This is a genomic window from Nostoc sp. LEGE 12447, assembly GCF_015206985.1.
GTDB lineage: Bacteria > Cyanobacteriota > Cyanobacteriia > Cyanobacteriales > Nostocaceae > Nostoc.
Genome location: NZ_JADEXT010000007.1, coordinates 231,178 through 249,580, shown reverse-complemented (window position 1 = coordinate 249,580; position 18,403 = coordinate 231,178). Strand labels below are relative to the sequence as shown.

Genomic DNA, 18,403 nt, shown 5'->3' with positions numbered 1-18,403 from the left:
TCCAACTACAACAGAAATGGTTGACAAACTAATCTCAGTTGCACTCGATTTAATAAATCCTCAACATTTAAGAAACTGGTTTGCCAGTTGCTGCTACTGTACCTCATAACAGCCGTAAATGCTGTAAATAACGAGGTCACTGAAAATAACATATTTTTCGATTTATTAGAAAAATTGGTAATCTAAATTTTGATATATCTATCTGAAGATATAATTACATAATCTAACTTTTTAGAGATGTATAAAAACTGTTTGTCCATCAAGTTAGACAATTCATATTTAATAAATTTAATTTTGTACATTCTTATTTAAAAATTAAATGTGATGGTGAAAAATTAGATCCCCAATTTCTTTAATAAATCGGGGATCTAAAGGCTGCAAAATTTCACCAATGATTTGCGGCTGTTTTAAATAGCACGAGAGAATTTTGTCTCTCGCATTTTTGTGTGGGTATCAAATATAACAGCAATATTTCTGACTAGTAATCGACCGATGTCTGTAATCTGGATCTGATTTTTTGATAAACTGACCAGACCATCAGCTTCTAGTGGTTTTAATGCCTCTAACTCCTCAGAAAAATATTCATCAAAGTTGATTTGATATTTGTTTTCAATATCTTCCTTGTGTAACTGAAAGTGAGACATAATACCCATGATTACATCCCTTCTGATAATATCATTGTGACTAAGCTTGACACCTTTGCTAACAGGTAAATTACCCGATGCAATTGTCTGATAGTAATCTTTTAATTCCTTGTGATTTTGAGCATAAGCATCTTCTAGCATACTGATGGATGTAGAACCAAAACCAAACAATTCTGTCTCTGCGTGGGTAGTGTAGCCCTGAAAATTGCGCTTGAGAGTGCCATTGCGTTGAGCGATCGCTAGTTCGTCATTAGTTTTCGCAAAGTGATCCATCCCAATAAATAAATATTGGTTACTCGTCAATTCTTCAATAGTCATTTTCAGAATATCTAACTTTTCTTCGGCTGGTGGTAGCGCTTCTTGAGGAATATTCTTTTGCGTCGGTTTGAGCCAGGGAACATAGGCAAAGTTAAAGACAACAATTCGGTCAGGATCTAATTCAATTGTCTTTTTCAGCGTTTCTTGAAATGTCTCACGGGTCTGATAGGGTAAACCATAAATTAGGTCAACATTCACACTCTCAAACTTAGCTTCTTTAACCCAGCTCATGACATCAAAGAGCATTTCTTCTGGCTGAACACGATTTACAGCTACTTGAACTTTGCTATTAAAATCCTGAATGCCGAAACTAATGCGGTTAAACCCTATTTCTCTGAGAAAGAAAATGTAGTTTTTATCAATATAGCGGGGATTAATCTCAATTGAGATTTCTGCTTGTGGATCGATGTTGAAATAGCGATTGATGTTTTTCCATAAAAATTCTACTTGGTGATGATCCAAGTAATTAGGAGTACCGCCTCCCCAATGGATTTGCAACACTCTCCTGTCTGGATCGATTAAAGCTGCGGTGTTTTTAATGTCTTGAACCAAAGACTCCACATAAGGTTTAGCAATATTCTTGTTGTTGGAAATTACTGTGTTACAGCCGCAGAAGTAGCAAGCGCTTTGGCAAAACGGGATGTGGAAATATAAACTCATAGGAGTTTGGCGTTGATTTGATGCTGCGATCGCGGCCTTAAAATCAGTTTCGGTGAATGTTTCGCTTAACTCTGTAGCGGGCGGGTAACTGGTATATCTAGGTGCGCGAGTGTCGTACTTTTGAATCAGATCCAGATCGAACTTGACACCAGGTAATAAAAAAACCATTGAGTTGCTTTCCAATGAATGAGGGGGGTGGGGAGTGGGGATAGGGGAGGCAGGGGAAGAAGAACTATTGATTAATTCTTAAGCCATGCCCAATCACAAATGACAAATGACAAATAACAAATGACAAATAACAAATGATAAACTTAATTAGCCGCACCTATTTCAGTGCTACCTGAATTCTGTGAACGAGTTAGACTATTAAACAGGACTTGGCCGAGTGCTTTAATTAGACTTCCCTCTAACTCTTGAGCCATCTGCAAATTAAACCCAAAGGCATTATTAGCTTCTGCAACAATCCGTTCTGCTGCTGCATCATCAATAGGTAGCGCGTTTAATACCTGACGATACTTATCCTTAAATGCCTTTTTATCAGGAATTTGCTCAAAATTGTAAAAGGACGTGCCTTCATAGCCAGAAAGCTTCAGGGCTGACTGAGCAACTTTTTGTAGCATTTGACCCCCAGAAAGATCGCCCATGTAGCGAGTGTAGGCATGACCTAGCAATAAAGTCGGTTCACTAGCAGAAATTTCCCGAATGCGGTCAATATACTTTTGAGAAGCAGGTGAGGGTGTAATTTGCTCTCGCCAATTATCCCCATAATAGAACACCATGTCTTTTTCGAGCGAGGATTGGCGATTAAGTTCAGGAAAGTAAACCGCACTAATTACAGGATGCTTTACATGGCTATCTAATGCCGCTTCTAGTTCGCTGTAGACGTAATACAAGTTACTTAAGAACTTGGCAAAGCAGTCTCTATCCACCACTCCTTGTAGAAAACATTTCATGAATCCCACATTTTCTGCTGATATGTGGGCTTGTTGAGTTCCAGAACGCAGTTTGATGGCGAGATTGCTACTCATTGTTGCTTCCTTCATTTTCAAGCGCAAGGTTTCTGGACAGCCACCGACTTAGGGTGCCTGCCAATTCCACCTAAAAGATTGTTATTCTAGGTTTAGAGAGGATCTGCATCAGTCTATCCAGCAAGTACCACTGCCGATGTAAATCCAGGTATTTTTATTTCTCCTAAGATTATTTAACTATTAATTCATATATAACTATGAAAGATATAAGTATTTATTTATGTTTTTCTGATACTCATGTTCAGACACATTTCAGTTGAGTGGTAACAAAACTGATTTTGCAATAGGCATTTTAACTCTACTGAAACGATGAACGATAAGTTTATTTCTCACAATTTACTTTCAATAATTTAACTGATGTCCTCAATAGGCTATTTATGTATACCTATCGGAGAAAATTGGCTACTGGTGCTATATTTTGGTGTATCGCCACATGGAAAAACATCCAGAACACCAAATTTATCCCCTGTTCCGCAAGTTTGAGAGTTGGTGTCAGGATGAAAATCGATATGGAGATTTTTTCAAAGCGCTACTGCAATCGCAACCTCAACTGCCTGATGAAAAGACTTTTTGTCTAATATCCAGTAAATTACTTACCTGGTAAATGTTTTAATTACGAAAAGTCAGAAGCCCATCGGTTTAATAGCTTTGATGGTGCTAGTAACAATATCAATAACTTTAGCTATTTCTGATAAAAAATCTTCAAAATTCTCAATCTTTTTAGCAGCTTCTTGTAGACTATTTGTGGCCTTCAGAATTTGTGAGTAAGAACTATTAACATCGTTATTGAGTATAGAACCTAGTTTTACCCCATCGATCAAACCCTGTAGTTCAATTGCTTTGGTTTCCAACTTGCCCCATTTATCTTTTGCCTGTATAAATTTTGTGCTATCAATTCTCCCATCGTCACGAGCTTTGCCAGCCTCTTCACTGAGAAATTTAATTGTATTAGTTAGTTGATCATGAATCTCTTTTAAATGATCTATATTTAGTTCAGTAGTCATAAGTCCTCTTTCTTTTATTTACAAACGGTTGACTTAATAATTAATCTTGAATCTCATTAAATAGAGGAGTAACTTTGTCAATGTATTCCTTGGTTACTTTCTTGGCTTGCTTTAACTCTGATGTGGTAATTTCTTGATTCCAAACATCATATTCTTTCTCGGTATTTTGAAAACTTAGGCTTTCCTTTTTAGAGCGATATTTATTGCATTTTTGAATTTGGTCTGATGAGAGTTCTTCCCGATCTTTATTGAAAATACGCTTCAATTTGCGGTGAAATTCTGCGGTAGAACGAATAGCAGCTACGTAGGCTGAACCCTGTTTTTTACGTTCAATTACCTTGGTAATTTCTGCTCGTTCTTCTGCCTCTAATAAAGTCTGTTGTGCCTGAAGTGTGCTAAAATCTTGTAGATTATCTTCTAGGTTTGATAATTTTAGTAATCTTCTATTTACCTCACTTATGTAGAAACCATAATTTTCCTGAATCTGCGTAATTTCTTCATTGAGCAAAGACTTTACATAAGATGACTCAATGAAATCGGACAGATCAGTAGAATATTTCTGAATATCTTGATCTGTGCAAACAATAGCAACTTTCAAGTTATCTCGCCGAAAATCCGTAACTAGAAGATTAGTAATAAAGTCAGCAATTTTAACCCCTGCTGTGCGAGCATTTTCATCAATATTAAGCTTTCCTAAACCATCTGAAATTTTATTTAACTGAGGAGTAAAGCCGTTATCATTTTCAGTGGCTAAATTTCCAACTGCTGCAACATAGTTGACTAAAACGCTGCCAGCTATTTCAGTATTTTGTGAATTCGGAAGGTAAATTTCGTCGCATTTATCCAAACGATCTTTGCTATTTATTCTACTTTGCTGTGTTCCCAAAGCTTCCCAAGTTGCGGATCGGGCACAGGAAGCATAAATATCAGCCGATATTGTTTCATTGGCAATTGCTAAAGATTGGGATAAATCACCAAATGATTTAGCTGCTGATAAGTCTTCTTTTTGGCAACTGCCAAGGATAAAGGAAAAGGGAATTAAAGCAAGTAAAACTTTAACTTTAGGTCTCATGAATTGTTAATTAGATACTTTTCTTAAAATGAATTATGACTTACTACTACATTATATTTATCAGTGGTGGGACAAAATTTTATGTAATAGGGCAATACTTTGCAAAAATAATAGCCTACAAAAGTTTGAGCAGAAATGCCAAAAAACACCATATATGAGCGTTTAGCTTAAAAGGTAGCTTGGAGTCGCAAACCCTCTATACTGCGGACAATACAGAAAATAATCTTGCAGGAAATCTTGGAGTAAATTTTAGGATTTATTATCTTTGCCAAGCCTTAGACAAAAGGAAGTTAATACATCAACTTACCTTCGTAAATTGGCGAAGTATTGTCAAATGAAAACTTCCTTCAAGTAATTCTAACCCTATATATATTTTCAATCGATTACAAGGTTAAGAGCCATTAATAGTATTTAGTAGTAGCGTTACTACTGTTACGTTAGTTGAACTCCTATTTGATTAGCACGGAGATGAATAATTTGCGCCAGTCTAGTTTGTGTTGTTATTGCAGTCTGATCGTCTTTGGCTTGCCATTTTTGGTAATTAGCGCGAACTGAGTCTAATTCTTGCTGCAAATCTTCTTTGGTAGTCATTGCCATAATTTGGCTTTCAATTGGGTTAGTGTCGTGAGGACTAGGATTGGGTTGGCTATTTTCATTAGGAATTAGAAAAGTCATACAACCTCCAGAAGGCTAATATTAGCTTGATATGAATCAACACTACAGATTCCCGATTCCTAACACTACCAAGGTTTACAACTTTAAGAAAAAAGTTAAGGATTTAGCACCAGCAAATCCCCAAAGCCATTCCCCATATTGGTTTCAGCTACCGAAAATTTAAGTGCCTCGCAACCATTCAGTTAACGGTGTTCTTAACTTTGGAAAAACCCCCAAGTTAAGAACTTACTTGCTTCTGTTTACTTTCCCAGAGCAAACTCCAACTCCCAGGCACGTTGAGAATAGACGTTTTTGAATTGCATCCGTAGTCGTGCGAAATTATTGATGTCACTGTAAGCAAAATGTAATTTTGATACTGTATTTGCCAATTTAGAAACCCAATGGCAATAGGATCAACGTGCCAATTTTACTCAATAGCCTAATCACTTAAGATTTGTAACTATACTGCATAAATTTGTAAAGTGCATCAGTTATCTATATTTAGTAAGCAAATTACTAAGCACATTTTTATACTTTATTTCCAAGTAAAAATGCAATTACAATCGAAAAATCATCTACGAAGGCGGGGTGCGACTCTGACGGCTCAAGGCTCAAGGAAACTCAATCAGGCAAAAGCTCAGTTAGAAATTGAGCAAAACTTTAAGCGATACACTCTCGAAGACCTAAGTGAGAAAACAGGTTTAACCCCAAATACCTTAAGTAAGGTTTTTAATGGCTCAGTAGGAGTCGATAAACGAACCTTGGAGTGCTGTTTTAATGCCTTTAATATGACCTTGTTAAAGGACGATTATTTTTATCTGGAACCTCATCAAGACAGTCTTGCCGAGATTGGCTTAATGTCCGGGGCTGAAGTTTGCGATCGCATCGAACCAGGATGCAATTCTTGCAGTAATGTAGGGCAAACCCACAAAATGGAACGATTCCCGAAGGGATGGCAGAGCCGAACGCCAGACAATCTATACTCTCGTCTTTTAACTACACCAGGAGGGCAGATGCCCCTGGATTCAGTCTTCTACATTGACCGTCCTATTCTCGAATCCCTCTGTTACGAAGCCATCCAGCAACCCGGTGCGTTGATCAACATCCGCGCCCCCAAGCAAATGGGCAAAACTTCCCTAATGACTCGCATCCTGGCCTACGCTAACTCCCAGGGTCATCGCGCCGTTTCTGTGAACTTGCAACTTGCTAACGACGAGATTTTACAGAACCTAGAACGCTTCTTAAAATGGTTCTGTGCCAGAGTCAGTAAGCAGTTAGACTTGCCAAATGAAATTGCTAGTTTTTGGCATAACTCCTTGGGCAGTAAATCAAATACCACTGATTATTTCCAGGATGTAATCTTACCCAACCTTGATCGCGGAGTCTATTCAAGAGAGAATCGCCCCCTAGTCATTGCGATCAATGAACTCAACCAGCTTTTTGCCTACCCCGACGTTGCTCGTGAATTTCTTTTACTTTTACGAACATGGTCTGAGCAAGGCAAAGAAGCCGATGCAGACATTAATCCTTGGCACAAGCTGCGATTGGTGACGGTTCATTCTACTGAAATTCTGATGCCTCCCTCCATCGATCCCTCTCTCTTAAATACTGGGCTAGTTATTGAGTTACCTGAGTTTACCCCTGCTCAGGTGCAGGATCTAGCATATAGGTGCGAACAGGATATAAACTCGCCACAAACCCAGCGCCTGATCGCTCTATTAGGGGGACATCCCTATCGGTTGCAGTTAGCATTTTATTACCTACAGCAGCAGACAATAACCCTAGAAGAACTCTTAGAAAATTCTGCGATCGCTACCGCTATCTATGCAGACCACCTAGAACAACAATGGTGGAACCTGCAACGCTATCCCGATTTATTGCCATCGTTTATAGAAATTGTCAGACAGTCAAGTCCTGTCGATTGTGAGGCTGTGCAAGGCTCTCAATTGCACAAAATGGGGTTAGTGCATCTGCATGATCTCAAAGCAAGTCTAGCCTGTGAGTTATTTCGTCCGTTTTTCTGCGATCGCCTGCTGCAAATCAACAGTTAGAGGTGCTAAGAACAGGCACACAAATTTTTAGTGGGACGTTGAAGGAAAATTTAACTTAATCTTATCCTTTTGTTGATTTATTCTTAGTTGTACAAATACTTTTAATTCAATATAGTCTATTTAATAAAATATAAAATATTTTATTAAATTCTTTTTAATCGTTTAAAAGCCTTGCTGTTGATAGCTTTGGTAATTTTAATCAGGTTTCATTATACTTGACAATATCCATACCAGACTCTTAAGAATTCTATGTGATATTGTCAAAGTAGATTTAAATATTTCAGCCTGACTGTTTGGTATCGTACTCACGAAAACAGGATAAACTCTATGTATCGATTCCAGATCAGTGCATACACGCAAGCAGGTGAATCCATCGGTCTGGTCGGTTCTACTCCAGAGTTGGGGCTGTGGGAGATTAAAAAATGTATCCACCTGCGTACAAGTGGCGATCGCTATCCTCTATGGTGGACAGATATTGAAATTCAAGAGTTAGGCGGTCAACAGAGAGTTGAATATAAGTACGTCCGCCTTGATGCCAACGGCAATGCTCAATGGGAGAGCTTACTAGATACAAACCGATGGATACCGATTGATTCTAAGGATCATTCCAGCACAATTGTTGTGGATGATGGTGCATTCGGTTATTTACAGCCTTACCCCTTTGGATACATTGAGAAATCAACTGTCAAGATGCCCGTGGAAGAAAGGGCTGAAAGACTCAAAATTGTGGTCATTGGCAGTTCCGTCGCATTAGGTCATAAAGCCTGGTTTTTGAAAGGTTGGGTCTGGTTGTTAGCACAGGCTTTAGAGCAAAAATATGGGCATCAACTGGTGAATGTATCGGAAGTGGGGGCGAATGTCAGCAGAACGATCGCTCGATTTCCCTGGTTTGTCACCCCAGAACAACCAGATATCGTGATTATTGCTCTTTCTCTGGGCAACGAAGGGTTAGCCTACTGTCCCCCTTACGAACGGCGAGCAGTACAGCGACGATTTGAAAGTGGCTTGCAGCAGTTGGTGAAAATGACGCGGGACATCGGAGCAATTCCGATTCTGGGAGGAGTCTATCCTAATGGCGACTATTCTCAGGAACATTACTGGCTGCTGCGAGACACACACAACCGAATGCTAAGTTGGGATGTAGCTGTACTAGATTGGTTAGCAGCCGTGGATGAAGGACAAGGACGATGGAAAGCGGGGACATCCTTCGATCCGGCTCACCCGAACACAGTCGGTCATAGCCTTATGTATGAGCAGATCGACCAGCACCTATTCGACATCGACAAAGACGAATTGGCAAAAGAAAAACAACGCTTCCAGCAACCGAATGAATTTGCCATCTACTTTGACAATGCTGGCTTTCATGTCTCTGTCTGTATCGAAGAGAAGCGTTTACGAATCGTTAATCCATCACAATACAGTTACACGATCGCTCCCTATTGGCAAGAATTGCAAACTGCATTACAAAGTAGGGCAGGATTGATACCAGGTATTTACATTGCAAAGTCTGTCAAGCCAGGGACGCTCCCCTTCTTTGCTGTGCAAGAAGATGGTGCGATCGCAACTACAGTAAATATCCCCTCTGGCGCAGACTTAGAATATAGCGCTGTCTTCAATCTTTTTGCGCCAAACAACTCACAGGTTTTGTTCTATGACGGGCATCTGGGGATTTTGCAAGCAGACGAACGCCACCTCTGGATAATCAACGAATCAGATAGCGAATACAACATCCAGCCGATGTGGACAGAGGTTTGCAACGCACTTAAAGCCATGCCATCGGGTGTTTATGAAGATCCGCTTTATCCCGACATTCCCTTTCGTACCATGATGATTGGCAAAGATGGGCTTGAAAGCCGGGTGAAAGCACCACCTAAGTCTGCGGTGTTTTTCCAATACAAATGTGAGTTATCGGATATCAGCCGTGTGGCTATTCTTCCCCTTGGCGATCGCTGTGCCGTCCGTATGATGCTATATAAGATGGAGTACGATGGCCCGGCCTTTCCGTTCGATCTAACGCGCGCGACTAATATTGCAGATGTTGCGGATGCGATCGAAAACGGTTTTTATGATATGTGGAATCCTGCCTTCCTTCACTATAGCCCGGATGCAGGGAGGATTTACCATAGTAAGTGGTCGGGTCTATCCTTTGCCCATGAAGTCGAAGAGACAGACGATCCAAGCAACGATATGTCTCCCATCCATGAACGGATGCGGGTTCGATACACAGCACGTTCTGAAAGGTTTTGGTACGCACTGCGGCACTGCGATAAAGTGCTTTTTGTTCGTACAGGAATTAGCGATCGCGGTGGTGTAATAGATTTAGTCAACAAGCTAGAAAAACAATGTCAGGGGAAGCCATTTCATCTCTTGCTTCTTTCTCCTCAAAGCGATGATGAGTTTTTAGACCTTCCCAATGTGCTGCACTACAATGTCGAGTTTAATCCCGATCGGATGTATGACGATTTGGGGCATTGGATGTACTGCACAGAAGTCATGCGAGGAATTCTGGAATCCCTTGAGGTATCTAGTAAAAACCTCTTTTGGTGTCCACCTAAAATACCGAAGGGGTGGGAAATTAGGTAGGGGCGTTCGCATTTGTTACTTTGGCGTTCGCATTTGTTGATTCGGCGTTCGCATTTGTTGATTTGGAGTTCGCATTTGTTAATTCGGCGATCGCATTTGTTGATTCGGCGTTCGCATTTGTTGATTTGGAGTTCGCATTTGTTGATTTGGAGTTCGCATTTGTTGATTTGGAGTTCGCATTTGTTGATTTGGAGTTCGCATTTGTTGATTCGGCGTTCGCATTTGTTGATTCGGCGTTCGCATTTGTTGATTCGGCGTTCGCATTTGTTGATTCATTCAAAAACCATAAACTGTGTAGGTTGGGTGGAGGAACGAAACCCAACATTTTCGAGGATTTGTTGGGTTTCACTACGTTCCACCCAACCTACGATTATCTACAATAAGGTTTGCGATCATTTAGTTAATACTGAGGCCAGATGAGCAGGACGAGACAAGTGTGGGCAATGTCCTCCAGGCAGTTCTATGGCTTCAACTCCCAAGCGCTTACGTGCAGCGTAGTGTGACCATGCAGGAGAGATTATCAGGTCATCAGTACAAAAAATATATTTATACTCTACTTTTGGTAAAGCTTTCAGAGGATTAACCTCATAAATATATGCCATTGATTGCTGTGAACGTCCTTTTGAGAGTGCCCAGCGCATTACATCCGGCTGACAATCTTGATAAAAAAATTCCATCAATACTGCTTCATCTGAAAAGTTTTTCCCAGCAGAAACAGGATTAAACATATAAGGTTCATCATCAAATTGTTTGAGTTGATGTGACTCTTTTGGTTCGTAATTTAATGATTTGAGGCTATCAAAATCGAGATGATGAGAAAATTGCTCAAGTGTACTAGTTCCTGGGTATGGAATAAGCGCGGTAAGGAATACCAGTTGACGTACTTGAAGCGCTTCTGCAACCAGGGGAATAACAGTACCAGCCATTGAGTGACCAACCAGCACAATATCATCATCAGTTTTTGGAAGCGCTTGCAATATTACATCTGCAAATTGCGATAAACTTGCAGACGCATCTTCAATTGGCAAATCCATTGCTACTGTTTTGTGACCTTGCGCTTCTAAATAAGGAATTAACAAATTCCAACACCAAGCGCCTTGGAAAGCGCCATGAACTAGACAAAAAAGACTCATAGCGATTTTAAGTTTTTTGAATTGTGCTGAAGTAGGTCGGCGCAATTAAAGCTAACTAGCAAATGCTGTCATTTGTCATTGGTCATTAGTAAGGGCTTAAAGCCTATTTGTGTTTCGTAACATACTTGGGGTTTTCGCGCCAACTTGCTTATCTTGTACCTTACGTATTGCAGTATTGTCAATAAGCCGCTTTGCGTAATAACGGTGAAGTTTAATTAGTACCATTTCTCAATATCCCAATGGATGGCGGAAATCACCAACCACTTTGTCAAGTTCTTGAGCGATCACCAATAACTCCATCTCGCGCCATCGCTTTCCCACAATCTGCATTCCAATCGGTAAGCCATTGTGGGTTTGCCCGATGGGAATGACCACCACAGGATGACCACTGAGATTAAATGGCATGGTGTAAGCACCGTTTGCCACCGCATGAGGATAGGATTTACCCTCAATATCAATGGCGCTCCAAGCCGGACAATGGGGAAATGCAGGAGTTGCTGTCACAGGAGTGAGCCATACATCCCACGCTTCTAAAGCTTCATCCATTTGGGCAATGAAGCGATCGCGTTCGGTGAGTGTCTCAAAATATCCTCTGAGGCTGGGATTCAAAATTTCTGGCAGAAAGCTGCTGAAATTCCCCAATTTTCGGAGTTTTTTGTCGCCTTGAGTTGCCGTGCGAAAGAGTAACTCTAAGTTGCGTATCACATTATAGCGATCCTTGGGTTGGGCGTAGTTGTTGATATATGCTTCCATCCGCCCGCAGAGGTTCCACACTGTCGATAAATCAAAGTCTTTGGGAAGCCAGCGTTCAACATAACTACCTGCTTGAGCGAGTTTTTGCACGACTGTCTGTACTGCGCCTCGAATTTCCGCAGCAACCGGAACTTCCACCCATTCATCAATCCAAGCAATTTTAAGATCCTGCAAAGACTTGCCTGATGGAGTATCAAGGGGAATCGGTGGCACATCTGGGCAACGTAGATCCGCACCAGCGATGAGCGAGAAACAAAGGCGAATATCTTCGAGCGATCGCGCAAAACAACCAATAGTCAACATTTGCCGCAAGCATAGCGGCATTCCCGGTACTTCAGGGATACTTCCGGCGGTAGAAATACGGCGATCTGTTGGCTTTAAACCATACACGCCGCAGAAAGTTGCAGGCTGGCGCACGGGACCCGCAAGATCGTTGCCTACATCTAATGATGAAAGTCCGGCTGCAACAGCAGCAGCACTGCCTCCAGAACTGCCTCCTGGTGTGTAGTCAAGATTCCAGGGATTATTTACTCGTGGAAACAGAGAATTTGTACTTTGAAAATCACCAGCCAGTTCTGCCATATTCGTTTTTCCCAGGATAACGGCTCCTGCTGCCCGCAGCCTGGCGACAACGGTGGCATCCTGTTGAGGAATGTAGTCTTTGAGAGGAATGTAACCTGCTGTGGTACGGAGTCCTACTGTTTCAAAGATATCTTTGATTGTGATAGGGACACCGTGTAGAGCGCCCCAGTGTTCTCCTTTAGCTAGGGCTTCATCCGCTTGCTTTGCTCTGGTACGAGCATTGTCTTCGTCTAAGGTGCAAATTGCATTCAGCTTTGAGTTGTGTTTAGAAATCTGCGCCAGGTAAGCATCAAACACTTCGACAGCAGAGACTTGGCGATCGCGAATCATCTGAGCAAGTTGATGAGCGGGTAGAAAAACTAAGTCACTCATAGGTCTATTTCACTCATTTGTCAGATTCTAAGGCTTGATCAAGTTAATTATATTTACTTAAGTTGAAGAGGTTACAAGAGACATCTCCAGAAATTAAATATACGTTACCCAGAAACCTTGTAGAGACGTAGCACTGCTACGTCTCTACATTCTTTTTCGGAGATGTCTAAGGTTTAAAACTCCAGGTATAATTGCGCCTTGACGATCGCTATGCTCGAAATAGCTCAACCACTGTTGGCTTAGTCACTTTCCCCATTGCATTGCGCGGTAATTCTTCGACTATCAAAATTTGGGTTGGCACTTTATAAACAGCCAATCGCTCTTTTGCCCAACTCCTAAAAGATTCTAATGTCAAAGGTTGTAACCCTTGCAATACTAATGCAGCACAAACCCGTTCACCCCATTCTATATCTGCAACCCCAACCACTGCACATTCTTGAATATCTGGATGCGATCGCAATACTTCTTCAATTTCTAAAGCTGAAACTTTATAGCCTCCGGTTTTGATGATATCCACACTCATCCGTCCCAAAATGCGGTAGCTACCGTTCTCAATGACGGCGGTATCTCCAGTACAGAACCAGCCTTCTTGGAAGGCTTTGGCGGTTGCTTCGGGGTTTTGCCAATATTCGAGAAACACTCCAGGGCCTTTAACTTGGATCTCTCCTGGTGTTCCTACTGGGACTAACTCTCCGTTCTCATCTACTAATCTCACTTCAACTTCAGGCAAAGGCTTTCCTACATATCCAGCCAACCGTTCACCGTGTAAAGGGTTGGATAGCGCCATACCAATTTCCGTCATCCCATATCGCTCAAGCAGAAAATGGCCGCTGATAGTCTGCCACTTTTCTAAAACTTGAACTGGTAATGCTGCCGAGCCAGAAACCATCAAGCGCATCTTAGCACAGCCTTCTGACATACTTTTTTGGCATTCCTTTGAGGCATTTTCCCAAGCAGTAATGAGCTTTACATAAATTGTTGGTACTGCCATAAATAGGGTTAAGTTACCGTCACAAATTCGCCTCCAAACGGTTTCGGTATCAAACTTGCTCAACAGATGACACTCCGCGCCAGCCCATAAAGCACAAGTCAGTACGTTAATAATTCCATGAATATGATGTAGTGGCAGTATATGTAAAATGCGATCGCTAGATGTCCATTCCCAAGCGGTGTTTAAACTAGTCACTTGCGCTTGAATATTTTGATGAGTTGTAACCACACCCTTGGGTTTACCTGTTGTACCGCTAGTGTAGAGAATTAAGGCGCGTCTAGTGATATCTACTTCTGGGAGACAAGCAATATTAGATGGAAGCGTTTCTGAGGTGAGGATAAATCGCAAATTGTGTTCTTCGGCGAGCGATGCCTGCGGCGGTAAACTACGCAGTATACCCTCAAAATTAGGATGAGCAACAATAATCGATGCTCCAGAATTGGTAATTACATACTCCAATTCTGGGCGCGGATGGGAAACACACAAAGGTACAGCTATGCCACCAGCACGCCAAATTCCCCATTGAGTAGCTACATACTCAAATCCAGGTGGGATGAGGAAGGCGACTCGCTCCTCTTGTAAATCTTTTGTATTCTGAAGAAGACTTGTTGCTATTTGACTGGAAGTGTGGAGCAAATCCCGATAGGTAAATGATCCATCCGTTGTAGCGATAGCTATTTTCTCGCTGTGTTCTTCAGCACGAATAATCAATGGGAGATTCACGTTTATTTACCGATTTAGGGTTAATGCAGTCTACTTAACAGAAAGCATATAGCAAAGCCAAACAAGATGTAAATTTTACTATTCCAGTAATAGCCTATAACTTGATAGATGCTACAACCAACGTTGTTTTTTAACATAAGCAATACTACAAATCACAATTAAGATCATTACGCCGATTACAGCAGGATAAGCCCAAGGTTGCTCTAATTCCGGCATATATTTGAAGTTCATACCATAGAAACCAGACATGAACGTAATTGGTAAGAATACGGTCGAGAGGATAGTCAGGCGATTAATTCGTTCACCAGTTTTGCTAGCAATATTATCGCGTTGGATTTCCATTAATTCTGACATCCAGGCTCTCAAAGCTTGATATTCTTGCCATAATTTATCAACTTGATGAACCAATTCTTCTTTGAACAGTTCTTTCACTGGCTGGGTGATCCATTGAAAATCATCGTAATCCATAATAGCCATAAGTGACTTAATACTTTGGAAATTACGCCGTCCTGAACGAGTAGATTGCCTCATGGTGGCAATTCTTTGGTACGTTGATTCATCACCAGAATCATCTAAAACTTCATCTTCTAAATCATCAAGCTTTCTAGAAATATAGTCAAAGACAATATGATAATTATTTAGAATTTCTTTAAAGATGAGATAAAAAACATAGTCAATGCCCCATTTTTTGATATCTAGAGGGCGCTTTTGTAAATTATTAGCTAAAATACTTAAAACTTTTAATTCAGTGATTTCAAATGTAATTATAAAATTATTTCCAACTACAATATTGCCACGTGCAACCTCAAATTCATGATTTTTTATTTGAGCAGTTAGAATTTCATAGCTGTCAAATAAACAATCTTCTACGTCTTCATCAATTCCTAAAGGGGAATGGTTGAAAATCATGTTAACACGAGATGGATTGAGTTCAAAATGTTTGATAATTTTAGCTGTTCCAGTGCGATCGCGGAATTGAACACAGCGTAACCAAATATTCTGAGAAGCATCAATTCTTTTCAGTACTGTATCGACATCCCTATGAGTGAATATTTCCAGGTTATCTGGATAAAAAGTGAGGAGAATTAGCATATAGCCATCCTAATTGAGTCGTCAGAAAATACGGTGACTCATGTTGAGCGATAATTGATTTAACTACAACGACAGATACAGCACATTTCAGGTAAATGAAGTACATATATAAAAGGGAAAAGGGAAAAGGTTAAAGGGGAAAGGGGAAAGGGATGAACAGGTCGGGCCACTTGCGGGCGAGGTTTTTACCTTCCTCATAAAATTTGGATTATTTCACGCCACTTGCGAGCGAGGTTTTTACCTTTCCCCCAACCCCAGTCCCCCTTCCCCTTCTTATAAAACCCAAAACCTTGTAGAGACGTAGCAGTGCTACGTCTCTACGTGTATTCGATTAGAGCGCAATCTGCTGTAAAAGGTCAAAGTCTGCGATTTCTGATGTTAAGTAGACATATTACAGTGATATTTTACCTCGGAAGCTCCCCCCAACTCACCTTAAAAAGCTTGCTCTAATTCCCTAATTTTTACGGAGAGTAAAGTAAACTCAAGCGAATAGGGGCATATTGGGCTAATAGTATAAGATGGATCGTCATAACATAGGATGACGGTATTGAGTCATAGCTCAGTTTTTTTCCGTTTTCCCAGATTTAGGACGAGAAGTTTTCGCTGGTGCTGAATTATTTTGCAGAATTGCAATTTCTTTCTGTGCATCTTGATAACTATCTTTTTCGCCTTGCTGTTGAAATAGTTTTGCAGCTTTTTTGAAATCTGCGATCGCTCCCTGTTTATTTTTCTGCTTGGTGCGAATCACACCTCGATTATAGTAGGCTAAGGCATTGTTAGCATTAATTGCGATCGCTTGTGAATAATCTTGATTGGCAGCTTTTTTATTTCCCAGTTCAAGATAAGCGTTACCACGATTGTTGTAAGCTGCTATATTATTAGGATCTAGTTTGAGAGCTTCGCTGTAATCTTCAATAGCGCCTTTATAATCTCCAAAAGAAAAGCGGTGAATACCTCTGTGAATATAAGCAGCAATAAATTTAGGATCAATCTGTAAAATAGTATTGTAATCTTCAGTGGCTTCGACTTTATTTCCCAGATCGCTGAAAACATCACCTCGATTGAGATATGCTTCTATATATTTGGGATTAATGTTAATTGCATCTGTGTAATCTTTAAGGGCTGCATATTTTTGTTTATTAATAGATTGAGTTAAAGCCCTTTGATAATAAGCTTTGGCATCACTAGGATTAATCTTAATTACTGTATCAAAATCTTCGATTGCCCCTTGCTTGAGTCTGAGGCGACGGCGGATAATCCCTCGCTGTAAATAGGCTTCGGTATACTGAGGTTTGAGGGCGATCGCTTTACTAAAATCTCCAATTGCCCCTTTATTATCTTTCAGTTGAACACGGGCTAATCCCCTGCCATAGTAAGCATAAGCATCTTCAGAATTTAACTTAATCGCTTGGGTATAGTCTGCGATCGCTTCTTTGTATTTGCCTAATTCCGAAAAAGCAAATCCTCGGTCAAAATAGGCATTACCATCTTGAGGATTGAGTAAAATGGCCTGACTAGAGTCTGCTTGTGCTTGCTCATAGTCTCCTAATCGATAATAAGCATCGCCTCGCTTATTATAAGCTAAAGAATTTTTCGGATCTAATTCAATAACGTGATTGAAATCTTTAACTGCTCCTTCATAATTTCCTGCATCATATTTATCTAGCCCTTCTTGATATAATTCTTTTTGAGCATTACTTATAGGTTTTGGCGAACTTAAAAACCGCACTCCTACACCAAGTATGATTAAGCCAGCTATCCCAGCCAAAACTATTAATAATTTTTTACCTGGCTGTTTTTGCGGAACTTCAACATCTGTTAACTTTTTCAGGTCATCTAAAACTTCTGTTGCATACTGGTAGCGCTTACGATAGTCCAAACGCACCATTTTATTAATAATTTTTACTAGCTTTTTGTTGATTTTTAGATTTTTGTTATACCAAAGTATTTCACCAGTCAAGCGATTTTTTTGATTTTGCAAATTAGATATTTCGTTTGCGGGTAAACCTAAAAGTGCTGCGATCGCAACCATACCTAAAGCATATATATCACTGTTATATTTAACATTGCCGTTAACTTGTTCTCTAGGCATATATTCCATATTTTCAGCATTATTAGTGATAGCTTCATTAAAATTACTAAAATCAACCAACACTAATTTTTTATCTGACTCTCTGCGAATAATATTTGCTGGTTTAATATTCCGGTGAATAACACCTAAGCTATGTACAATCACCAAAATTTCTAATATCTCTGATAAAAGATAAATTATTTGGTCTTCCCTCAGAGTTTGTCCCTGGATAATTTCCTCAATAAAAGGATTACCAGGGATGAATTCTTGGACTATATAGAATTCTTCGTTTTCTTCAAAATAAGCAATTAGCTTCTGAATTTGGTCGTGTTCCTGCCCTAGTTTTTCTAAAGTTTCTGCTTTACTGGCAAACAAGCGAGGCAGGATAGTTAAAGCTTGAGAATTGCCGCTAAGACTACGTAACTGCTTAACTACAAATTGGCTCTCAGCAAGACTTGCATCTTCAACTAGATAGGTTTTTGCCTTTTCCCCATCATTCAGAACTTTTAGTATTCGGTAACGTCCATCTAGTAAATGAATAGGCATCAATATAAATATAGTCTTATAAATTGTTTGATTATAGCTTACGTGTTATTACTGGTAACTATTTTCTTTAAAAAATATCTTCGTCAAAACAAATCAATGCCATTGTGGCAGGTAAAAGTATTAATT

At 40.2% G+C, this 18,403-nt stretch carries 13 protein-coding genes and 1 pseudogene; 3 read left to right on the top strand and 11 right to left on the bottom strand.

Features of this window, described 5'->3' with window-relative positions:
• Positions 1–407: 407 nt before the first annotated feature.
• Entirely contained in the window at positions 408–1,790 is a 1,383-nt protein-coding gene (gene hemN / locus IQ274_RS11460; protein WP_194142335.1) for an oxygen-independent coproporphyrinogen III oxidase, read from the bottom strand.
• 143 nt (positions 1,791–1,933) lie between these two features.
• The gene (locus IQ274_RS11455; protein ID WP_194142334.1) at positions 1,934–2,650 is read right to left on the bottom strand and encodes a heme oxygenase (biliverdin-producing); all 717 of its coding nucleotides are present in this window, start codon (positions 2,648–2,650) and stop codon (positions 1,934–1,936) included.
• A 379-nt stretch (positions 2,651–3,029) separates the two neighbouring features.
• Between IQ274_RS11455 and IQ274_RS11450 the strand changes: the two are divergent.
• A pseudogene (locus IQ274_RS11450) lies at positions 3,030–3,203 on the top strand (ferritin family protein); the annotation flags it as partial.
• A gap of 70 nt (positions 3,204–3,273) precedes the next feature.
• Here the strand turns inward: IQ274_RS11450 and IQ274_RS11445 are convergent.
• The 3 genes from IQ274_RS11445 to IQ274_RS11435 form a co-directional block, all read right to left on the bottom strand.
• Positions 3,274–3,654 (bottom strand): hypothetical protein, encoded by a 381-nt coding sequence (locus tag IQ274_RS11445; RefSeq protein ID WP_194142333.1) that lies wholly within the window; start codon positions 3,652–3,654, stop codon positions 3,274–3,276.
• Between the two features lie 40 nt (positions 3,655–3,694).
• Complete coding sequence (locus IQ274_RS11440; protein ID WP_194142332.1) at positions 3,695–4,726, bottom strand: hypothetical protein; 1,032 nt, start codon at positions 4,724–4,726, stop codon at positions 3,695–3,697.
• Between the two features lie 432 nt (positions 4,727–5,158).
• Complete coding sequence (locus tag IQ274_RS11435) at positions 5,159–5,401, bottom strand: hypothetical protein (RefSeq protein WP_194142331.1); 243 nt, start codon at positions 5,399–5,401, stop codon at positions 5,159–5,161.
• Positions 5,402–5,931: 530 nt separating this feature from the next.
• On the opposite strand from IQ274_RS11435, the gene IQ274_RS11430 reads away from it, so the two are divergent.
• Both IQ274_RS11430 and IQ274_RS11425 read left to right on the top strand, forming a co-directional pair.
• Entirely contained in the window at positions 5,932–7,431 is a 1,500-nt protein-coding gene (locus IQ274_RS11430) for an AAA-like domain-containing protein (protein ID WP_194142330.1), read from the top strand.
• A gap of 327 nt (positions 7,432–7,758) precedes the next feature.
• On the top strand, positions 7,759–10,014 hold the full coding sequence (locus IQ274_RS11425; RefSeq protein WP_194142329.1) for a DUF1796 family putative cysteine peptidase: 2,256 nt from the start codon (positions 7,759–7,761) through the stop codon (positions 10,012–10,014).
• 78 nt (positions 10,015–10,092) lie between these two features.
• On the opposite strand, the gene IQ274_RS11420 is transcribed toward IQ274_RS11425, so the two are convergent.
• The 6 genes from IQ274_RS11420 to IQ274_RS11395 all read right to left on the bottom strand — a co-directional run bounded on the left by IQ274_RS11420 (position 10,093) and on the right by IQ274_RS11395 (position 18,277).
• The gene (locus IQ274_RS11420) at positions 10,093–10,290 is read right to left on the bottom strand and encodes a hypothetical protein (protein ID WP_194142328.1); all 198 of its coding nucleotides are present in this window, start codon (positions 10,288–10,290) and stop codon (positions 10,093–10,095) included.
• Positions 10,291–10,406: 116 nt separating this feature from the next.
• Positions 10,407–11,147, bottom strand: coding sequence for an alpha/beta fold hydrolase (locus IQ274_RS11415; RefSeq protein ID WP_194142327.1), 741 nt, complete (start codon positions 11,145–11,147; stop codon positions 10,407–10,409).
• A gap of 228 nt (positions 11,148–11,375) precedes the next feature.
• Entirely contained in the window at positions 11,376–12,854 is a 1,479-nt protein-coding gene (locus IQ274_RS11410) for an amidase (RefSeq protein WP_194142326.1), read from the bottom strand.
• A gap of 208 nt (positions 12,855–13,062) precedes the next feature.
• Positions 13,063–14,568, bottom strand: a complete 1,506-nt coding sequence (locus tag IQ274_RS11405) for an acyl-CoA synthetase (RefSeq protein ID WP_194142325.1) — start codon at positions 14,566–14,568, stop codon at positions 13,063–13,065.
• Positions 14,569–14,679: 111 nt separating this feature from the next.
• Complete coding sequence (locus tag IQ274_RS11400) at positions 14,680–15,660, bottom strand: magnesium transporter CorA family protein (protein ID WP_194142324.1); 981 nt, start codon at positions 15,658–15,660, stop codon at positions 14,680–14,682.
• Positions 15,661–16,219: 559 nt separating this feature from the next.
• Positions 16,220–18,277 carry a tetratricopeptide repeat protein gene (locus tag IQ274_RS11395; protein ID WP_194142323.1) on the bottom strand — a complete coding sequence of 686 codons (2,058 nt, stop codon included), beginning with the start codon at positions 18,275–18,277 and terminating at the stop codon, positions 16,220–16,222.
• Positions 18,278–18,403: the final 126 nt, after the last annotated feature.